Source organism: Dyadobacter sp. (genome assembly GCF_017744695.1).
Lineage (GTDB): Bacteria > Bacteroidota > Bacteroidia > Cytophagales > Spirosomataceae > Dyadobacter.
This window is the reverse complement of the sequence record NZ_JAGIAS010000011.1, coordinates 259,096-275,962: the sequence shown is the minus strand read 5'-3', so window position 1 is coordinate 275,962 and position 16,867 is coordinate 259,096. Positions and strand designations below refer to the sequence as shown.

Genomic DNA, 16,867 nt, shown 5'->3' with positions numbered 1-16,867 from the left:
CGAGGACGAAAACTGTCGTATCAGGAATAATGGTAGACATTTCAGTAATATATATAAGATACGGAGCCGGGACGTGTATGAAATTTGCCATTCTGAAAAGGTTTTTTGACGGAGAATTGGTGAAGTACCTCTTGTAATCGCTAACGGCCGGTGCGAAAGTGCTACCGGTTACGAATTAGGTTATGTCAGGTCAGAAAAAAATGGTCGTAAATTCAGGAACTATGGCTACATACAATCTAAAAATTAACGGAAAAGTCAGGCAGGTGAATGTCGATTCGCAAACACCGGTGCTTTGGGTATTGCGCGACCATCTGGATCTGCCGGGTACCAAATACGGTTGCGGCATCGCTCAGTGCGGTGCGTGCACAGTTCATCTGGAAGGTGTTGCGGTTCGATCTTGCCAGTTGCCGGTTTCGGCGGTTGGGAAGCAGGCGATCACCACGATTGAGGGATTGTCGGCCAATGGCGACCATCCTGTTCAGAAGGCGTGGCTCGAACACGACGTGGCCCAATGCGGCTATTGCCAGTCGGGGCAAATAATGACCGCTGCGTCACTGCTGAAAAGCAATCCAAATCCCACCGACGAAGAGATTGAAACGCATATGAGCGGCAATATCTGCCGTTGCGGCACGTATCTGCGGATCAGGGAAGCAATTAAATCGGCAGCCGGGAAGTAGCGGTACGATCCATTTCTGAACAAAACACGACTATGGCAGAAGATAAAAATTTTAACAGGCGCTCCTTTCTGAAGGCTTCCATGCTCGCGGGAGGCGGAATGGCGCTCAGTGTCAGCTGGTTTTCCAATGCAGTAGCGGCGGTAGCAACGACGCCGGGGCAGTTGCCGGACAATTCGCAGGCACCCGGGCAATGGGCGCATCTGAATGGCTACATTCATATCACCACGGATAACAAAGTCAAGCTGATTTGTCCCAATCCTGAATTCGGGCAAAATGTAATGACTTCCCTGCCCATGATCCTGGCCGAGGAGCTGGATGTGGACTGGAAAAACGTGTCGGTAGAAATGGGCCCGCACGACAACGTGAAGCTCGGGCCCCAGTTTACGGGAGGCAGTAATTCGGTGCGGATGTACTGGAAACCGCTGCGGGAAGCCGGAGCGGCTGCACGGCAAATGCTTCGCGAAGCAGCTGCCCGGTCGTGGAATGTGCCGGTGAGCGAGGTGACCACGCAAGCGGGCACGCTACGCCATGCGAGCGGGAAATCTGCCAGGTATGGCGAGATGGCGACCCAGGCGGCCGCGCTGCCGGTGCCTAAGGAGGTAAAGCTCAAAACACCGAAGGATTTTACGATCGTCAGAAAACCCAGCAGAAATGTTGAAGGGCACAAAATCGTTACCGGTAAACCGTTGTTCGGCCTCGATTATCGCCAGGAAGGCATGCTGATCGCGATGATCCAGCATCCGCCGGCATTTGGCATGAAATTCAAATCTTTCGACGCTTCCGAAACGCTTAAAATGCCGGGTATCAAAGAGGTATTCAGCCTGAAATTGTATGAAGAAGGTTTCGAACAGGCAGGCTTCGATACGCGTACTTTCAACGATTTGCTCGTGGTCGTAGGTAACACCACCTGGGAGGTGATGAACGCCCGTAAAAAGCTGAAAGTGCAGTGGGAGCAGGCCGGAGAGACGAAGGATACCATGGCGGGCAGAGATGGAAAGAGGGAGGTCGTTGTCCCAGGCGGGCTGGAAAGCACCACTGTCCATTTCGAGAAAATGAAGGAATACGGGCAGAAGCCTGCGCAGCAGCTACGTAAGGATGGAGACCCTGAAACCGCTTTCAAAAATGCGGAACAGATCGTCGAGCGTACTTACAATGCCCCGTTTCTGGCGCATAATTGCATGGAACCGATGAATTTCTTCGCGCATGTGACTGACGATAAGGCGCTGTTGGTCGGGCCGTTACAAGGTCCCGGCTGGATTGAGCCCACGTTGTCCAAAATCCTCGGTCTCCCTGCCGACAAGATTGAAATCCAGATGACACGCATGGGGGGCGGTTTCGGCCGGAGGGCTTATGGGCATTACCTCACCGAAGCAGCCCTGATTTCAAGAAAGGTCAAGGCGCCCGTGAAGCTGATCTATACCCGTGAAGACGATATGACATACGGCATTTACCGGCCGATGTACACCGCCACCTATCGCGCCGCGCTCGACGCGAATAAAAACCTGATCGCCTTCCAGGTCAAGGGTGGCGGTATCCCTGAGCATCCCATTCATGCCAACCGGTTTCCGGCAGGAGCGGTGGACCATTACCTTGCAGAGGGATGGCAGATACCCTCGAATATCACGATCGGTGCATTCCGTGCGCCGCGTTCCAACTTCAACGCCGCCGCGGAGCAGTCGTTTCTGGACGAAGTGGCCGAGGCAATGGGCAAAGACCCGATCGAGTTTCGGTTGGAGCTATTGAAAAAGGCAAAGGAAAATCCTGTTGGGAAGGACAATGACTACGATGCGGACCGGTACGCGGGTGTTTTGAAACTGGTAAGGGACAAATCCGGGTGGGGCAAGGCAGGTAGCGAAAAGTATAGCAGGGGTGTGGCTGCCTATTTCTGCCATAACTCCTATGCCGCGCACGTGGTGGACATGGTCACACGCGACGGAAAACCCTACGTTGAGCGCGTATTCAGCGCGATCGACTGCGGGATTGTCGTAAACCCGGAAGCAGCCGGGAACATGGTACAGGGTGCAGTGGTGGATGGTATCGGTAACGCATTCTACGGTGCATTGACCCACCGGGAAGGTGCTGCGGAACAGCGTAACTTCGATACCTACCGGATGATCAGGCACCACGAAGCCCCGAAAATGGTCGATGTTCACTTTGTCGAGAATGATATCGATCCGACAGGTCTGGGAGAGCCGCCATTTCCCCCGGTATTTGGCGCGGTGGCCAATGCATTATATAAGAACACGGGCAAAAGGCACTATAACCAGCCTTTCGGAGGGCGGCATGCCGACACCTGAAAGATGCCGGGTACGATTAGTAAAAAGGAGCCGCTGCATGAAGTGACTCCTTTTTCCATTCATATTATTTCCCTTCTGTAACCTGCCGGATCACACGAAGCCAGTTCTGTCCAAGGATCTTTTTGATCCGCTGGTCGCTATACCCCAGCTTTTGCATGGCGATAGTGATCTGGGGATAGTCGCTGATATCTTTGATCTCGCGGGGTAGTTCGGGGCCGCCATCCAGATCGGAACCCAGGGCAATGTGGTCTTCGCCGACCAGGTTTACGCCGTAATCGATTACCCTGGCGAGCTGGTCGACATGCATCCAGTACTCGTCGGGGATAGTACCATTGTAGGTAAACGGCAGTTCGCGCGCAAACTCCTTATCCACATCTTCAATGGTTTGCGTCGTAACCTGCGAGCTCAGGATCCGGGGTGTTTTGGGCTGTGGATTCGGCTGGACTTTAACCGGGTTGTTCGCTTTCTGCCATGCCCAGTATTTCGGATTGTTGAAAAGGCTGCCGAAATGCACACCGATCACACCACCTTTTGCCGCAATGGCTTTGGCCGCTTCGTCGGAAATGCACCGGGGATGGTCCACTATTTTGTAGAAGCCGCCATGACTGTAAATCACCGGGTGGCGGCTCGCCGCTACCGATTGCAGAATGGCGTCGTTGGACGCGTGGGCCACGTTGATCACCATGCCCAGGTCGTTCATTTCCCGGATCACCGCTTTCCCATGCTCGTTGATGCCTCCCCAGGTGTACACGTCGTTACACGCATCGATAAATGCGTTGGTGGTACTGTGGGCGGTGAGCTGCATCGAGCGCAGGCCGAGCTTGTAGAGTGCGCGCAGCAGATCGAGATCGCCATAAAGATCATAACCGCCTTCCAGATCCAGAAAAGCGGCCATTTTGCCCTTTTTATTGATACGTTCAATGTCTGAGGCATTCAGTGCCAGCTCGATAACAGCATTATTCTTTTTGATTTGGTCTAACGCCAGGTTCACAACCCGGAACGTGTTCTTCGTTTCGAACCTTCCGGGGTAATAGTTCTCGGGCGTGTAAACCGAGAAGAACATCGCGTCTAATCCACCTTCCCTGGCCCTAGGCAGATCGACGGTACCGTCCGCGTAGCGCTGGCCGATATCGGTTTTCAGCACCAGCTCACGGCTCATGACGTGCGTATGCCCGTCCATCACGAATGCGTTGCGATGCAGGTCTGGCATGGGCTTCGGTGAGGCTTTTGAGCTGCTTTTTCCACTCGCGGGAGCGGATTGTATGGGGAAGACACTGGCTGTTATAGGTAAGAGTGTCAGGCTTTTAATGACGTCTCTGCGGTTCATTGATTTAATGAGTGAATGAGTGAATGAGTGAATGAGTTAATGAGCCGCCGTGGAACGGGGAATGATTCAATGATTGAATGATTGAATGATTGAATGATTGAATGAGCCGCCATGGAACGGGGAATGAGTGATCGGGTATGTCAAGAATTATCAGAATAATTAGAATATCAGGAAGAATTGCATCACCATTCCTGACTATTCCTGACTTTTCCTGACTTTTCCATTCACTCATTCCCTGTTCCACGGCGGTTCATTCACCCATTCAAAATTTAGAACTACTCCGCGAACCCCCGCATATAGGGCACATTCGGTGGCCGCTCGCCTTTGTTGAACTGCGCGCCCCTCGTGGAGCGGTAGGTCATGTTCATGAAAGGCGTTTCAATGCGGCGGCCGACGGCGGAATAAACACCGTTCTGCCAGTTGGATTCCATATTGAATGCGGTAATACCGGTTGACAAAAGCAGCCGTTCCGCGTTGAATGGCTCCTTTTTGGTTATCATCGTTTCCACGATCCAGTGTGGTTGCGAATTGGAGGCATGGTATTGGGAAAATGGCCCCGGCCATTCGAGCATCGAGATGATCGTAGGCTCCTTGCGCCCTTCGATCTCGGCCGCGTAGGTCCAGCCGACATCCCTGGCATTGTAGATGGCCGCTTTCGTACCATCGTTATACTCGACGATACAGACATTCGGCTTTTCTATCTCCTGAAAGTGCCCGGGTTTGAGGTTGAAATTCGCTCGAACGGATTCCAGTAGTCTGGCCGCCCAGGGATTCTTTTCCGTCCACTTCCAGGTTTCGGGCCCGCGGATGCACTGCACCGATTTTACACCCGTCTCGCCACCTTTCCGGCGTTCCACAAATGCCTGCAATACATCAACGCAATGGAACAGCGCGCCCTCGTCGGGTGCGCCGCCCAGCATAACCGATGCTTTGATGGGTGTTTCTACATCGATTTCAATATCCGGCTTGCGGTAGTGGACCGGAATCGACGAGCCGCCGGTTAATGGGAAATTCAGTTCGCGGGACTTGTCGAACATCCATTTGGCTTCATCCCAGCTGTACGACAGGTGTTTGTCATTAAAAACAGGTACCGAACGTTTGCTCTGTTCGAAAACCCGGATCACTTGCTGGTAAATCCACCAGCGCGGCAGCATCCACTGGCCTTTGAGAGTAGTCGCATAATCGCCGTGCTCGCCGACAATCACCACGCCGTCGACCGCAAGCTCTTTCCCGCCCAATGTGACGGCCTCCCCGACGGTTTTGAAGATCGGGATGGTTTTGGATTTACATACTTTCTGGCCGAGCAGACTGGTGTCAAACTGGTGAATGTAAACGGACACCACCTCGATCCCCGAGGGTGTGTGGGCGCCCTGCCACCAGTAGCCGTCCATCAGTTTTGCAATGATCCAATCGGCATGGGACCGGGTAGCGCCCCAATAGGTGACCAGGCATGCGATGCGGGGTTTTGCCTGCGCAATTGAGGGAGCGGCAGCGGCTGTAAAGCCGGTCAAAGCCGTAAGGCCGGCCATCCCGGTAATGCCAAGCATTTCGCGCCTGCTCAGAAGCGGGAGCGCGGCTGCCGTCCCGGATGCAGGTTCGGTTGGGTTCTTTTCCATTATTTTTAAAAGTTGCGGTGTTTAGGAACTGATACAAAGAGCCGAAAAACGGTCCGGGATACCCTTTATGCGCAAAAAATATGGATTTGCCGACCGGAAACTACCCCGCGATCAGATACAAGGTGTACCCAAAATCCAGTTGGGCGTACTGGACCAGCCCCGCGCGCTCGTAAAAGGGAAGGTTTCTGACGGTAGAGGTTTCCAGGTAGCTGTTTGAACAAGCGAATCGCCATGATACATTTGCAAAAAACGAATCTTCACCCAAATTCCAAAAACCATGAGCCAGACATCCATCAATTACATCGAATTTTACTGCAAACGAATCGAAGTCATTAAAGCTTTTTACAGCGACGCTTTCGGCTGGACTTTTACCGATTATGGCGACGATTATACCGCATTCGAAGACGGCGCATTGTCCGGTGGCTTTCACCGTAACCAGCAGGAGGCGGCCGGGGGAAACCCGCTGGTGGTGCTGTACACCAAAGCGCTGGAAGGAGTAAAAGATAAGGTCATTGCAGCCGGAGGTACGATCACCGTCGATATTTTCTCCTTTCCGGGTGGCCGAAGATTCCATTTTGCAGATCCGGACGGGAATGTGCTCGCTGTCTGGAGTGAGTAAGGGTATTGCCTTATCCGTTGGTGTAACTTCCGTTCGTGAAAAAATATAAAAAAATGCTTGAATATTAGCTTTTTAATGTTTTGGTAAATATATTTATGTTAACCAAAATTTATCGCTGAATCCGTTTGGAGGCGGGAGTTAATTATGGGGAAAGTCAGAAATATTCTCGAAACAAAGAAAACAGGACCAGTGTCTATTCGGCCGGACAACACTGTTTTCGAAGCTCTGGAACTGATGGCTGAAAAAAACATCGGCGCGTTGCTGGTAATGGAACAGCAGCGGGTCGTTGGAATCTTCACAGAAAGGGATTACGCACGAAAAGTTATCCTGAGAGGTAAGGCCTCTAAAGATTTATTGGTGGGGGAAATCATGACAAGTAATCCCCTGACGGTATCCTCGGATACATCTATTGAAGATTGTATGGCTTGCATGACCGACAAATTTATCAGGCATCTTCCGGTTATCGACGACGAAAGGCTCACAGGTATCATTTCCATTGGAGACGTAGTCAAGTACATCATCGAGGATCAGGAATACGTGATCGACAACCTGAAACATTACATCACGGGCATCTGAGCATTCTTCACTTCCAACATCTTACCCATTTTATCACGCCAATCTGAGAGAATACAGTTCTTCTGCTGTTCACGTTTTCTAAATTGGATTGCTTATGGATCGTTTAAATGCGTCTGGCACGCCAGGATGGCCTTTTTGGCTATATACTTTACTGGTTTTTGCATTACTGACATTGATTATTTCGCTTTCTTACTTTCTCGGTCAACGACATCGCACGGCGGCGTCCGAACAGCCTTATGAATCGGGGATTCTCGAAACGGGCTCGGCGAGGCTGCGGTTTTCGGCGCAGTTCTATCTGATCGCGATGATGTTTGTCATATTCGATATCGAGGTGGTATTTATCGTGCTGTGGGCTCTGGCGTTCCGTGAACTCGGGTGGCCAGGGTACCTCGGCATTTGTGTTTTTATAGGGTTGCTGTTTGCCGTGCTGATCTACGAATGGAGCATCGGCGCGTTGAACTTCGGCCCCGACGGCAAGAAAATCCTCAAAGCTTACCGTAAACTGCCCAAAGGGCAAGCATACCATGAACTGGTGGCTAAGTAAACCGTCCGATCCCACGGCGGCGACGCAGGGAACGGGTTCATTCGAAGAGGCTGTGGGGCAGAGCGTTATGCTCACCACGGTTCAGGACTTGCTTGCGTGGGGCCGGCGCAACTCCATGTGGCCATTCCATTTCGGCCTGTCATGCTGTTTTGTAGAAATGGCTACCAGCATTACGAGCAAATACGATGTGGCCAGGTTTGGCGCGGAGGTGATCCGGGGAACGCCCCGGGAAGCCGATGTAATGGTGATCGCGGGCACGGTGTTTGTGAAAATGGCGCCGATCATCAAAAGGCTGCACGAGCAGATGATGGAACCCAAATGGGTTATTTCCATGGGCTCGTGTGCCAATTCGGGGGGAATGTACGATATCTACAGTGTAGTACAGGGTGTAGATAAATTTCTTCCCGTGGACGTGTACGTACCGGGCTGCCCGCCGCGGCCGGACGCGTTTATGCAAGGACTCGTGCTACTGTCCGAATCCGTAGGCAAGGAGCAGAGACCATTGAGCTGGGCTATTGGTCCCCAGGGCGTTATCAGGCCCGAAAAGCCTGTAATGCGCGTGGAAAAGAAAGAGGAGAGGAAAAAGGTCGTTGATTTTCGTACGCCTGACACTGTTTGACATGGAAGATATCGATTCCGGTCTCGAAGATGTGCTGAGGGCCGCATTGGGCGAATCAGCTTTTAAAATAGAAATCAACACAGACGGGGTTACTACGCTGCGCGTCAGGAAAGAGCGGGTAGTGGCCTTGCTGACACACCTGAAAACGGGGATAACCCGGCCGTTCAGCATGCTTTTCGACCTCAGCGCTATTGACGAGCGCAGCAGGGCGAAGGCCGCGTTGAATGGGTCAGTCCCACCTGATTTTACGGTAATCTACCATCTGCTATCGTTCGGCCGGAACAGATTTATCCGCATCAAAGTGGGCCTGCACGGCGAGTACCCGTCTATGCCCTCGGTTTGCACACTTTGGAAAAATGCAAACTGGTATGAAAGGGAAGTCTTCGATATGTTCGGAATACGGTTTGAAGGCCATCCGCACCTGCGACGTATACTGATGCCGTTAACCTGGAACGGGCACCCTTTGAGAAAGGAACACCCTGCCCGTGCGACCGAAATGGGCCCCTTCCGGTTATGGGAGGAAAAACAGGACCGGGAACAGGAAGCATTGCAATTCAATCCCGAAGAATGGGGCTTGAAAAGGCATAGTGAAGACGCCGATTTCATGTTCCTGAACCTCGGGCCACAACACCCCGGCACGCATGGCGTGCTCCGCATTATTTTGCAGCTCGACGGTGAAGATATCGTCGATGCGGTACCCGATATCGGTTTCCACCATCGCGGGGCCGAAAAAATGGGTGAACGACAGTCCTGGCACACCTACATACCCTATACCGACCGGGTGGATTACCTGGGTGGCGTGATGAACAACCTGGCTTATCTGCTCGCGGTGGAGAAGCTGGCGGGCATCCGGGTACCGCCGCGCGTCGAAGTGATACGGGTGATGCTGTGTGAACTGTTCCGCATTGCCAGCCATTTGGTATGGTACGGTACATTTGCCCAGGATCTCGGGCAGCTTTCGCCGGTATTCTACATGTTTACCGACCGGGAAAAGATATTTGACATAATAGAAGCCATTTGCGGCGCGCGAATGCACCCCAACTGGTTCCGTATCGGTGGCGTGGCGCAGGACCTGCCTGCCGGCTGGGACAAGCTGGTGCGTGACTTTGTGAATTATTTTCCCAAACGGCTCCGGGAATACGACCAGATGGTGATGCGCAACAGCATTTTCCAGGCCCGTACCGTGGGCATTGGGATATACACACTCGAAGAAGCGATTGAATGGGGCGTAACCGGCCCGGGATTGCGGGCGTGCGGGTTTGAATGGGATTTCAGGAAAAAACAGCCTTATTCCGGCTACGAAGACTTTGATTTCGAGATCCCCACCGCGCAGAACGGCGACTGTTACGACCGCGCGCTGGTACGGGTTCAGGAAATGTGGCAGAGCCTGAAAATCGTGGAGCAATGCCTGGAAAACATGCCCGAGGGGCCTTACAAATCGGACCACCCGCTTACGACGCCGCCTATCAAGAAAAACACGATGCAGGACATCGAGACGCTCATTACCCATTTCCTCAATGTAAGCTGGGGGCCGGTGATTCCGGCCGGAGAGGCTATGAGCTGTATAGAGGCTACGAAAGGTGCTAACAGTTATTACCTGACCAGCGACGGAAGCACGTCGGCCTACCGTGTCAGGATCCGGACCCCGTCGTTTCCGCATATGCAAATGCTTCCGTATATCAGTAAGGGTTACACGGTGGCCGACCTGCTGTCCATTCTTGGCAGTATCGATTATGTTTTGGCCGATATAGACCGATAATCAACAAACTTTTTTGTCATGATCGCCCAGGAAAGACTTACACCCGAAGAAATGGCGGAGATTGACCATGAGATCGCGCTCGTACCGATGCGTCGCGCGGCGGCTATCGAAGCGCTCAAAATCGTGCAGCACCACCGCGGTTGGATCTCGGATGATAGCCTGCAAGCCGTTGCGGGTTACCTGGAAATGTCACCGGCCGAGCTCGACAGCGTGGCGACATTTTACAACCTCGTTTTCAGAAGGCCCGTCGGGCGAAATGTCATCCTTTTGTGTGACAGCATCAGTTGTTATGTGATGGGTTATGAAAAAATATACGGGCAGATCCGGGAGAGGCTTGGCATCGGTTTTGGACAAACAACCCCCGATGGCCGGTTTACGCTCCTGCCTAATGCGTGCCTGGGTACGTGCGACCATGCGCCGGCCCTGATGATCAACAACGAGCTGTTTCGTGATCTGACGGAAGAAAATCTGGACGAAATACTGGACCGATACCACTGATACCATGGAAACACCGCTCACCCAGCATATCAGCTTCGACCGCCCCTGTTACAATCTCCGCGATTATGAAAAGAACGGAGGGTACCAGGCATTGCGGAAGGCGCTCTCGCTTTCACCCGAATCGATCACCGGCACGGTGCAGGCGTCGGATCTGAAAGGCAGGGGAGGAGCAGGCTTTAATACGGGTATGAAATGGAGTTTCGTACCGATGAACGGGCATTATCCGGTCAAATACCTGATCGCGAATGCGGACGAAATGGAGCCCGGCACCTTCAAGGACCGGATGCTGATGGAGGGAAACCCGCACCAGCTGATCGAGGGCATGATCATTTCGGCCTTTGCGATCCAGGCAAATATCTCGTACATCTTTTTGCGCTGGGCCTATAAAAAAGCCGGCAGGCTGCTCACGCATGCCATCGAAGAAGCATATGCAGCGGGTTATTTGGGCAAAAATATCCTGGGAACGGGCTATAACCTGGAAATGTACCTGCATACCGGCGTTGGTCGCTACATCTGCGGCGAGGAAACCGCCCTGCTGAATGCGCTGGAAGGCAAAAGAGCTACGCCAAGGGCCAAACCACCCTTCCCGCAGGTAAGCGGGCTGTTTGGCAAACCGACGATCGTCAATAATGTCGAAACGCTTTGCAATATCCCGCATATCATCAACAACGGACCCGATTGGTTCAAAAGCCTGGGCAAAGGAAATGACGCGGGGACGAAAATTTACGGCGTCAGCGGTCGGGTCAAAAGACCTGGTCTCTGGGAGTTGCCGATGGGTGTTTCCATGCGCGAGCTGATCGAGGACTGTGCCGGCGGAATGGCAAACGGATATGGTTTCAGAGGAGCGTTGCCGGGAGGTGCTTCCACCGACTTCCTTGTCAAGGAGCATCTGGACATTAACCTCGACTATAAATCCGTCGCCGCGGCGGGCAGCAGGCTGGGTACCGGTACGATGATCATTCTCGATGACCATACCTGCCCCGTGGGGTTTGTCCATAACCTCGAACATTTCTTCGCGCAGGAGTCTTGCGGATGGTGCACACCCTGCCGCGAGGGCTTGCCGTGGACGGAGAAAATATTACTCTCCATCGAACGCGGCGAGGGCAGGTCGGAAGACTTGCAGCTGCTCGAAACGCATACGCGGCTGCTGGGACCGGGCAATACGTTCTGCGCGCTCGCACCGGGTGCGATGGAGCCGCTGCAGAGCGCGCTGAAATATTTCAGAGAGGATTTTGAAAAGCATATCGATCAAAAAAAATGCCCCTGGCGGTAAACTATCATGGTACGCATTTACATCGATCAGAAGCCTTATGACGTAAAGCCGGGTAAAAACCTGCTCGAAACATGCCTCACGCTGGGGCTCGACCTGCCTTATTTCTGCTGGCACCCGGCTATGGGATCGGTGGGCGCGTGCCGCCAGTGCGCTGTTAAGGTTTTCAAAGACGAGAACGACAAGGCCGGGCGTCTTGTGATGGCGTGTATGGAAGGTGTTCGGGATAATATGTATTTGTCCGTGAATGATACCGTCGCGCACGATTTTCGGTCACAGAACATCGAATGGCTCATGAGCAATCACCCGCACGACTGCGCGGTGTGCGACGAGGGCGGTTCGTGCCATTTACAGGATATGACCGTGATGACCGGCCACGCTTACCGGCGTTTCAGGTTCCCCAAAAGGACTTACCAAAACCAGTATCTGGGACCGTTCCTGCACCATGAAATGAACCGCTGCATCCAGTGTTACCGCTGTGTCCGGTTTTACAAGGATTATGCGGGAGGGAAAGATCTGGACGTATTCGCGGCGCATAACCATGTGTATTTTGGAAGGGAAAAAGATGGTGTGCTGGAAAACGAATTCAGCGGAAACCTGGCGGAGGTTTGTCCTACCGGTGTTTTTACGGACAAGACCCTCAGAGAGCATTATACCCGCAAATGGGATATGACCATGGCCCCGTCGGTTTGCCAGCATTGCAGTTTGGGGTGCAATATCATCGCCGGTGAACGCTATGGAGCGCTCCGGCAGATTACCAACCGGTTCAACGGCGCCGTTAACGGGTATTTCATTTGCGATCGCGGGCGGTACGGCTATGAGTTTGTTAACGATCCCGACAGGGTAAGGCAACCGGTTATCCACGCGGAAAAAGAAGGCCGGAACCTGTTCGAAAGCCTGAGCGGCATCCTGACGGAAGGCAAACTGATCGGTATCGGTTCGCCGCGAGCCTCTCTGGAAGCCAATTTCGCATTGCGGCGGCTTGTGGGCGAAGAGAATTTTTACCAGGGTATCCCTGAAAACGAAGCGGAGCTGCTTCGTAAAATACTGGCCATACAACACAGTGGCCATGTGCATACACCTTCACTGAAAGAAACGGAGTACGCCGATGTGACGCTGGTATTGGGCGAGGACCCGACCAATTCGGCCCCGAGGCTGGCATTGGCTTTGCGGCAGGCAGTCCGCACCAAGCCGCTCGAAGATATAGCCGGATCAAATATTCCGCTATGGAATGATGCGGCGATCAGGGAGATGATCCAGGATGAGAAGGGAGAACTCTTTATGGCGTATCCAGTCAATACCAAACTCGACGAGATAGCGTCGGGGGCGCTTCACGCGGCACCGGAGGATATTGCGCGTTTCGGCTTTGCCATCGCCCATTTTATCGACGGTCATGCGCCCGTGCCCGAGGGTATGGAGCCACAAACGCTGGAATCCGCCAGGCGCGTGGCAGATCTTCTGGAAAAAGCTGAAAGGCCGCTGATCGTATCGGGAACGACGCTTTTTAATGGAGACATTATCCAGGCCGCGTATCAGATCGGGCAGGCATTGGAAAAAGGGGAGAGGAAAGCCGCATTGTGTTTTGTACTGCCCGAATGCAATTCCGCGGGGCTTGCTTTAATGCAGGCGCCGTCGCTGGCCATGGCGATGAAAGCTGCGGAGACCGGCAAATTCGCTACGGCGGTCGTTCTGGAAAATGATTTGTACCGCCGGGCGGAGCGGTCTGAGGTCGACCGTTTTTTCAGCACATTTGAAAATTGTATTGTACTGGACCACCTGGAAAACGACACCGCCCGCCGGGCAACGGTCCTGATCCCGACCGCCACTTTTGCGGAAGGAGAAGGTACGCTGGTTAACAATGAAGAGCGGGCGCAGCGCTTTTTTCAGGTGTTTATGCCTAAAAACGAACATATCAGGGAAAGTTGGCGCTGGCTCGACGAGTTCCGGCAATTCCGCGACGGCAGCAGGCCCGATGAGCTGCGCGAGCTGGACAATCTGCTGGAAGAGCTGGTGAGTGCCATGCCGCAATTCAAAGGAGCGGAAATGGCAGCTCCACTATCCGATTTCCGGATTAACGGACAGCGGATTCCCCGGGAGCCGCACCGGTTCAGTGGCCGTACCGCCATGCTTGCCAACGTAGCCGTGAGTGAACCCAAGCCGCCGGAAGATACCGACTCGCCGCTTTCATTTACGATGGAAGGCTACCGCGGGCTGCCGCCCGCGCCTTTGACACCCTTTTACTGGTCGCCAGGCTGGAATTCCGGGCAATCGATGCACAAATACCAGAGCGAAGCCGGCGGGTCGTTGCGCGGCGGAGATCCGGGCGTGCGGTTATCGGGAGATGGCGTGCATTTTTCCAATGGTTTACAAGGTACTATTCCGTCTGCATTTAAGCGGCAAGATAATGAAATGGCATTGGTGCCGCTGCCGCACATTTTCGGTTCCGATGAGCTGAGCGTACGCTCGTCGTCCGTGGAAGGGCGTTCGCCCCGCGCTTACATCGCCCTGAGCAGCCTGGATGCGGAACGCCTGCATGCGGCAGAAGGGAGCATTTTGCAAATGCGGATAGGGGGCCAGGTTTTTGACCTGCCGGTAACCCTGAAAAATGAACTACCGGAAGGCCTTGCGGGGCTGCCCTACAATCTGCCCTCGATGTCGGGTATCACATGGCCCGCGAAGGGTGTATTAACCAACACAGCCTTATGAACGAGATTCTGAAATATACGCTGATGATCGTGATCATCCTGTTTACGCTGACGACGATCGCGGCCTGGCTGATCTGGCTCGAACGCCGGATGCTGGCGCTCTGGCAGGACCGCTATGGTCCGAACCGCGCAGGGCCGTTCGGTTTGTTTATCGTCGTGGCCGACACGATCAAGCTGTTTTTCAAGGAAGACTGGATACCGCCGTTTGCCGAGAAAGCCGTTTTTGTTTTTGCCCCCGCCATTGTGGCGGCGGCCGTACTATTGAGCTTTGTGGTGGTACCCTTTGCCCCGGACATACTGGTGGCCGATCTGGACATCGGGCTATTGTTCTTTCTTGCGATGTCGTCGCTGGGCGTGTACAGCATTGTGCTCGGTGGTTGGGCGTCCAACAACAAATATTCCTTGCTGGGCGCATTGCGCGGGGCTTCGCAGATGATCAGCTATGAAGTTTTTATGGGACTTTCTCTGATGGGTGTGGTGATGCTTTCGGGCTCGTTCCGGCTGACAGACATCGTAATGGCACAGAAAGACTTCTGGTTTGTGGTCACGCAGCCGGTTGCATTTGTGCTGTTTCTGACAGCCGGAATAGCCGAAACGCACAGGCTGCCTTTCGATATTCCCGAAGCCGAAAGTGAACTGGTGGCTGGCTTTCACTCGGAGTATTCGGGCATGAAGTTCGGTATGTTTTTCATCGGGGAATACCTGGGTATCATATTGATTTCGGCGATGGTGGTCACTATCTTCTTTGGAGGATGGCTTGGGCCGGTTTTGCCGCCGGTGGTGTGGTTTACCCTCAAAACATTCGTTTTTATCATTTTCTTTATCCTGCTCCGCGCTTCGCTTCCACGCCCCCGGTACGACCAATTGATGGAATATGGCTGGAAGATCATCCTGCCCATTGCCCTGCTCAACCTGCTCGTAACCGGCGGATTTACCTTGCTGAAAAACTAACCATTAACCCAATGCGTCATGATCAGCTTACTCAGATCGATCGGTCTTATTTTCCTGCACATGTTCAGGAAGCGCGAGACCATCCAATACCCGGAAGAAAAAGTAGTGCTGCACCCGCGCTGGCGGGGGCGGATCGTGCTCACGCGTGATCCCGACGGAGGCGAGCGATGCGTAGGCTGTTACCTCTGTGCCGCTGCGTGTCCGGTTGATTGCATTTCCCTGCAAGCCACTGAGGACGAGCACGGCAGGCGGTATCCGGCATTTTTCAGGATCAACTTTTCGAGATGTATTTTCTGCGGGTATTGTGAGGAAGCCTGTCCGACGTACGCGATCCAGCTCACACCCGATTTTGAAATGGGGGAATACAACCGCCAGAACCTGGTGTACGAAAAAGAGGATTTGCTGATCGACAGCCAGGGTAAATACCCGGGTTATAACTATTACAAAGTGGCCGGGCTCTCCGCCGGAGTGAAAGGCAAGGGAGAAGGCGCGAATGAAGAGCCGCCGGTAGATATACGCAGTTTGATCCCGTAAACTATGGAAATCGCCTTTTACATCGCAGGTACCGTAGCCGTGGCGGCCACATGGATGGTCATCACACGGCACAATCCCGTTCACGCGCTCCTGTACCTGAATGTGTCGCTGCTTGCGCACGCCATGCTTTTTTACCTGCTTGGTGCGTCGTTTGCGGCGTTGCTGGAAATCATCATCTATGCGGGAGCGATTATGGTCCTTTTCATTTTCGTGGTCATGCTGCTGAATCTGGGAAAGGAGACCGCCGAGCAGGAGCGAAAGTGGCTGAAACCCAAAGTATGGGTCGGGCCGACAGTTTTGGCAGCCATCTTGTTTGCTGAATTTCTGGCGCTCGTTTTGTCTTCGGGGCAGGGTGCTTACAGCCCGGCTGTGGTAAGCCCGCGTGAGCTGGCTACTGCATTGTACCGCGAATACCTGATCGGCGTTGAGCTGGCAGCGATGCTGCTCATGGCCGCAGTGGTGGGGGCTGCGCATATCGGCCGCCATAAAAAGCTGGTACTGCACCGGTTTTTACAGGAAGAAAAGGAAAAAGAAGAAGAGAAACACGAAGAAGCGGTGCTATGAAAACAGCTGTTTCAGTCGAGGTGGTGGTATTGCTGGCGGGCCTGCTGTTTGCATTGGGGATCGTCGGGGTAATCATCCGGAAAAATATCATTTTCATGCTCCTGTCGGTCGAGATCATGCTCAATGCGTCGGGACTGGCCTTTGTGGCGGCAGGCTCCCGGTGGGGGCAGCCCGACGGCCAGGTGATGTTTGTGTTCATTCTGGCGATGGCGGCCGCGGAGGTTTCCATTGGCCTGGCGCTGATCCTGCAAATCTACCACCAGCACAAATCGCTGGATATTGATAATCTGAAAGAGATGAATGGGTAAGTA

At 53.5% G+C, this 16,867-nt stretch carries 17 protein-coding genes; 15 read left to right on the top strand and 2 right to left on the bottom strand.

Going from position 1 to position 16,867, the window contains the following annotated elements:
* Positions 1–221 precede the first annotated feature (221 nt).
* Together J7619_RS30405 and J7619_RS30400 are read left to right on the top strand one after the other, a co-directional pair.
* Entirely contained in the window at positions 222–677 is a 456-nt protein-coding gene (locus J7619_RS30405; RefSeq protein ID WP_291208142.1) for a (2Fe-2S)-binding protein, read from the top strand.
* Positions 678–709: 32 nt separating this feature from the next.
* Entirely contained in the window at positions 710–2,974 is a 2,265-nt protein-coding gene (locus J7619_RS30400) for a xanthine dehydrogenase family protein molybdopterin-binding subunit (RefSeq protein ID WP_291208140.1), read from the top strand.
* Between the two features lie 64 nt (positions 2,975–3,038).
* Here the strand turns inward: J7619_RS30400 and J7619_RS30395 are convergent, their stop codons facing one another.
* Entirely contained in the window at positions 3,039–4,301 is a 1,263-nt protein-coding gene (locus J7619_RS30395; protein WP_291208138.1) for a dipeptidase, read from the bottom strand.
* A 275-nt stretch (positions 4,302–4,576) separates the two neighbouring features.
* Positions 4,577–5,917 (bottom strand): hypothetical protein, encoded by a 1,341-nt coding sequence (locus J7619_RS30390; protein WP_291208135.1) that lies wholly within the window; start codon positions 5,915–5,917, stop codon positions 4,577–4,579.
* A gap of 67 nt (positions 5,918–5,984) precedes the next feature.
* Here J7619_RS30390 and J7619_RS30385 point away from each other — a divergent pair, with 67 nt between their 5' ends.
* The 13 genes from J7619_RS30385 to nuoK all read left to right on the top strand — a co-directional run bounded on the left by J7619_RS30385 (position 5,985) and on the right by nuoK (position 16,864).
* A complete protein-coding gene (locus J7619_RS30385) occupies positions 5,985–6,134 on the top strand; it encodes a hypothetical protein (RefSeq protein ID WP_291208133.1) in 150 nt (49 codons plus the stop codon).
* A gap of 60 nt (positions 6,135–6,194) precedes the next feature.
* Positions 6,195–6,536, top strand: coding sequence for a VOC family protein (locus tag J7619_RS30380; RefSeq protein WP_291208132.1), 342 nt, complete (start codon positions 6,195–6,197; stop codon positions 6,534–6,536).
* Positions 6,537–6,680: 144 nt separating this feature from the next.
* On the top strand, positions 6,681–7,112 hold the full coding sequence (locus J7619_RS30375; RefSeq protein WP_291208130.1) for a CBS domain-containing protein: 432 nt from the start codon (positions 6,681–6,683) through the stop codon (positions 7,110–7,112).
* 94 nt (positions 7,113–7,206) lie between these two features.
* Complete coding sequence (locus J7619_RS30370; RefSeq protein ID WP_188929401.1) at positions 7,207–7,656, top strand: NADH-quinone oxidoreductase subunit A; 450 nt, start codon at positions 7,207–7,209, stop codon at positions 7,654–7,656.
* Positions 7,637–8,275 (top strand): NADH-quinone oxidoreductase subunit B, encoded by a 639-nt coding sequence (locus J7619_RS30365; RefSeq protein WP_291208126.1) that lies wholly within the window; start codon positions 7,637–7,639, stop codon positions 8,273–8,275. The genes J7619_RS30370 and J7619_RS30365 overlap by 20 nt, the downstream gene beginning before the upstream one ends.
* Position 8,276: 1 nt before the next feature.
* Positions 8,277–10,034 (top strand): NADH-quinone oxidoreductase subunit C/D, encoded by a 1,758-nt coding sequence (gene nuoC, locus J7619_RS30360; protein ID WP_291208124.1) that lies wholly within the window; start codon positions 8,277–8,279, stop codon positions 10,032–10,034.
* An 18-nt stretch (positions 10,035–10,052) separates the two neighbouring features.
* Positions 10,053–10,532, top strand: a complete 480-nt coding sequence (gene nuoE / locus J7619_RS30355; RefSeq protein WP_291208122.1) for an NADH-quinone oxidoreductase subunit NuoE — start codon at positions 10,053–10,055, stop codon at positions 10,530–10,532.
* A 4-nt stretch (positions 10,533–10,536) separates the two neighbouring features.
* Positions 10,537–11,805 (top strand): NADH-quinone oxidoreductase subunit NuoF, encoded by a 1,269-nt coding sequence (nuoF, locus tag J7619_RS30350; protein WP_291208120.1) that lies wholly within the window; start codon positions 10,537–10,539, stop codon positions 11,803–11,805.
* 6 nt (positions 11,806–11,811) lie between these two features.
* Entirely contained in the window at positions 11,812–14,508 is a 2,697-nt protein-coding gene (gene nuoG, locus J7619_RS30345; RefSeq protein ID WP_291208118.1) for an NADH-quinone oxidoreductase subunit NuoG, read from the top strand.
* A complete protein-coding gene (gene nuoH / locus J7619_RS30340; RefSeq protein WP_291208116.1) occupies positions 14,505–15,458 on the top strand; it encodes an NADH-quinone oxidoreductase subunit NuoH in 954 nt (317 codons plus the stop codon). Before nuoG ends, nuoH begins: the two co-directional genes overlap by 4 nt.
* Before the next feature lie 18 nt (positions 15,459–15,476).
* A complete protein-coding gene (gene nuoI / locus J7619_RS30335) occupies positions 15,477–15,992 on the top strand; it encodes an NADH-quinone oxidoreductase subunit NuoI (protein ID WP_291208114.1) in 516 nt (171 codons plus the stop codon).
* Positions 15,993–15,995: 3 nt separating this feature from the next.
* On the top strand, positions 15,996–16,556 hold the full coding sequence (gene nuoJ, locus J7619_RS30330; RefSeq protein WP_291208112.1) for an NADH-quinone oxidoreductase subunit J: 561 nt from the start codon (positions 15,996–15,998) through the stop codon (positions 16,554–16,556).
* On the top strand, positions 16,553–16,864 hold the full coding sequence (gene nuoK, locus J7619_RS30325) for an NADH-quinone oxidoreductase subunit NuoK (RefSeq protein ID WP_291208110.1): 312 nt from the start codon (positions 16,553–16,555) through the stop codon (positions 16,862–16,864). Before nuoJ ends, nuoK begins: the two co-directional genes overlap by 4 nt.
* Positions 16,865–16,867 lie beyond the last annotated feature (3 nt).

Bases quoted from the DNA above. Each gene is read 5' to 3' on its own strand.
- J7619_RS30405 (WP_291208142.1), top strand. From the start codon at position 222: ATGGCTACATACAATCTAAAAATTAACGGAAAAGTCAGGCAGGTGAAT.
- J7619_RS30400 (WP_291208140.1), top strand. From the start codon at position 710: ATGGCAGAAGATAAAAATTTTAACAGGCGCTCCTTTCTGAAGGCTTCC.
- J7619_RS30395 (WP_291208138.1), bottom strand. From the start codon at position 4,301: ATGAACCGCAGAGACGTCATTAAAAGCCTGACACTCTTACCTATAACA.
- J7619_RS30390 (WP_291208135.1), bottom strand. From the start codon at position 5,917: ATGGAAAAGAACCCAACCGAACCTGCATCCGGGACGGCAGCCGCGCTC.
- J7619_RS30385 (WP_291208133.1), top strand. From the start codon at position 5,985: ATGCGCAAAAAATATGGATTTGCCGACCGGAAACTACCCCGCGATCAG.
- J7619_RS30380 (WP_291208132.1), top strand. From the start codon at position 6,195: ATGAGCCAGACATCCATCAATTACATCGAATTTTACTGCAAACGAATC.
- J7619_RS30375 (WP_291208130.1), top strand. From the start codon at position 6,681: ATGGGGAAAGTCAGAAATATTCTCGAAACAAAGAAAACAGGACCAGTG.
- J7619_RS30370 (WP_188929401.1), top strand. From the start codon at position 7,207: ATGGATCGTTTAAATGCGTCTGGCACGCCAGGATGGCCTTTTTGGCTA.
- J7619_RS30365 (WP_291208126.1), top strand. From the start codon at position 7,637: ATGAACTGGTGGCTAAGTAAACCGTCCGATCCCACGGCGGCGACGCAG.
- nuoC (WP_291208124.1), top strand. From the start codon at position 8,277: ATGGAAGATATCGATTCCGGTCTCGAAGATGTGCTGAGGGCCGCATTG.
- nuoE (WP_291208122.1), top strand. From the start codon at position 10,053: ATGATCGCCCAGGAAAGACTTACACCCGAAGAAATGGCGGAGATTGAC.
- nuoF (WP_291208120.1), top strand. From the start codon at position 10,537: ATGGAAACACCGCTCACCCAGCATATCAGCTTCGACCGCCCCTGTTAC.
- nuoG (WP_291208118.1), top strand. From the start codon at position 11,812: ATGGTACGCATTTACATCGATCAGAAGCCTTATGACGTAAAGCCGGGT.
- nuoH (WP_291208116.1), top strand. From the start codon at position 14,505: ATGAACGAGATTCTGAAATATACGCTGATGATCGTGATCATCCTGTTT.
- nuoI (WP_291208114.1), top strand. From the start codon at position 15,477: ATGATCAGCTTACTCAGATCGATCGGTCTTATTTTCCTGCACATGTTC.
- nuoJ (WP_291208112.1), top strand. From the start codon at position 15,996: ATGGAAATCGCCTTTTACATCGCAGGTACCGTAGCCGTGGCGGCCACA.
- nuoK (WP_291208110.1), top strand. From the start codon at position 16,553: ATGAAAACAGCTGTTTCAGTCGAGGTGGTGGTATTGCTGGCGGGCCTG.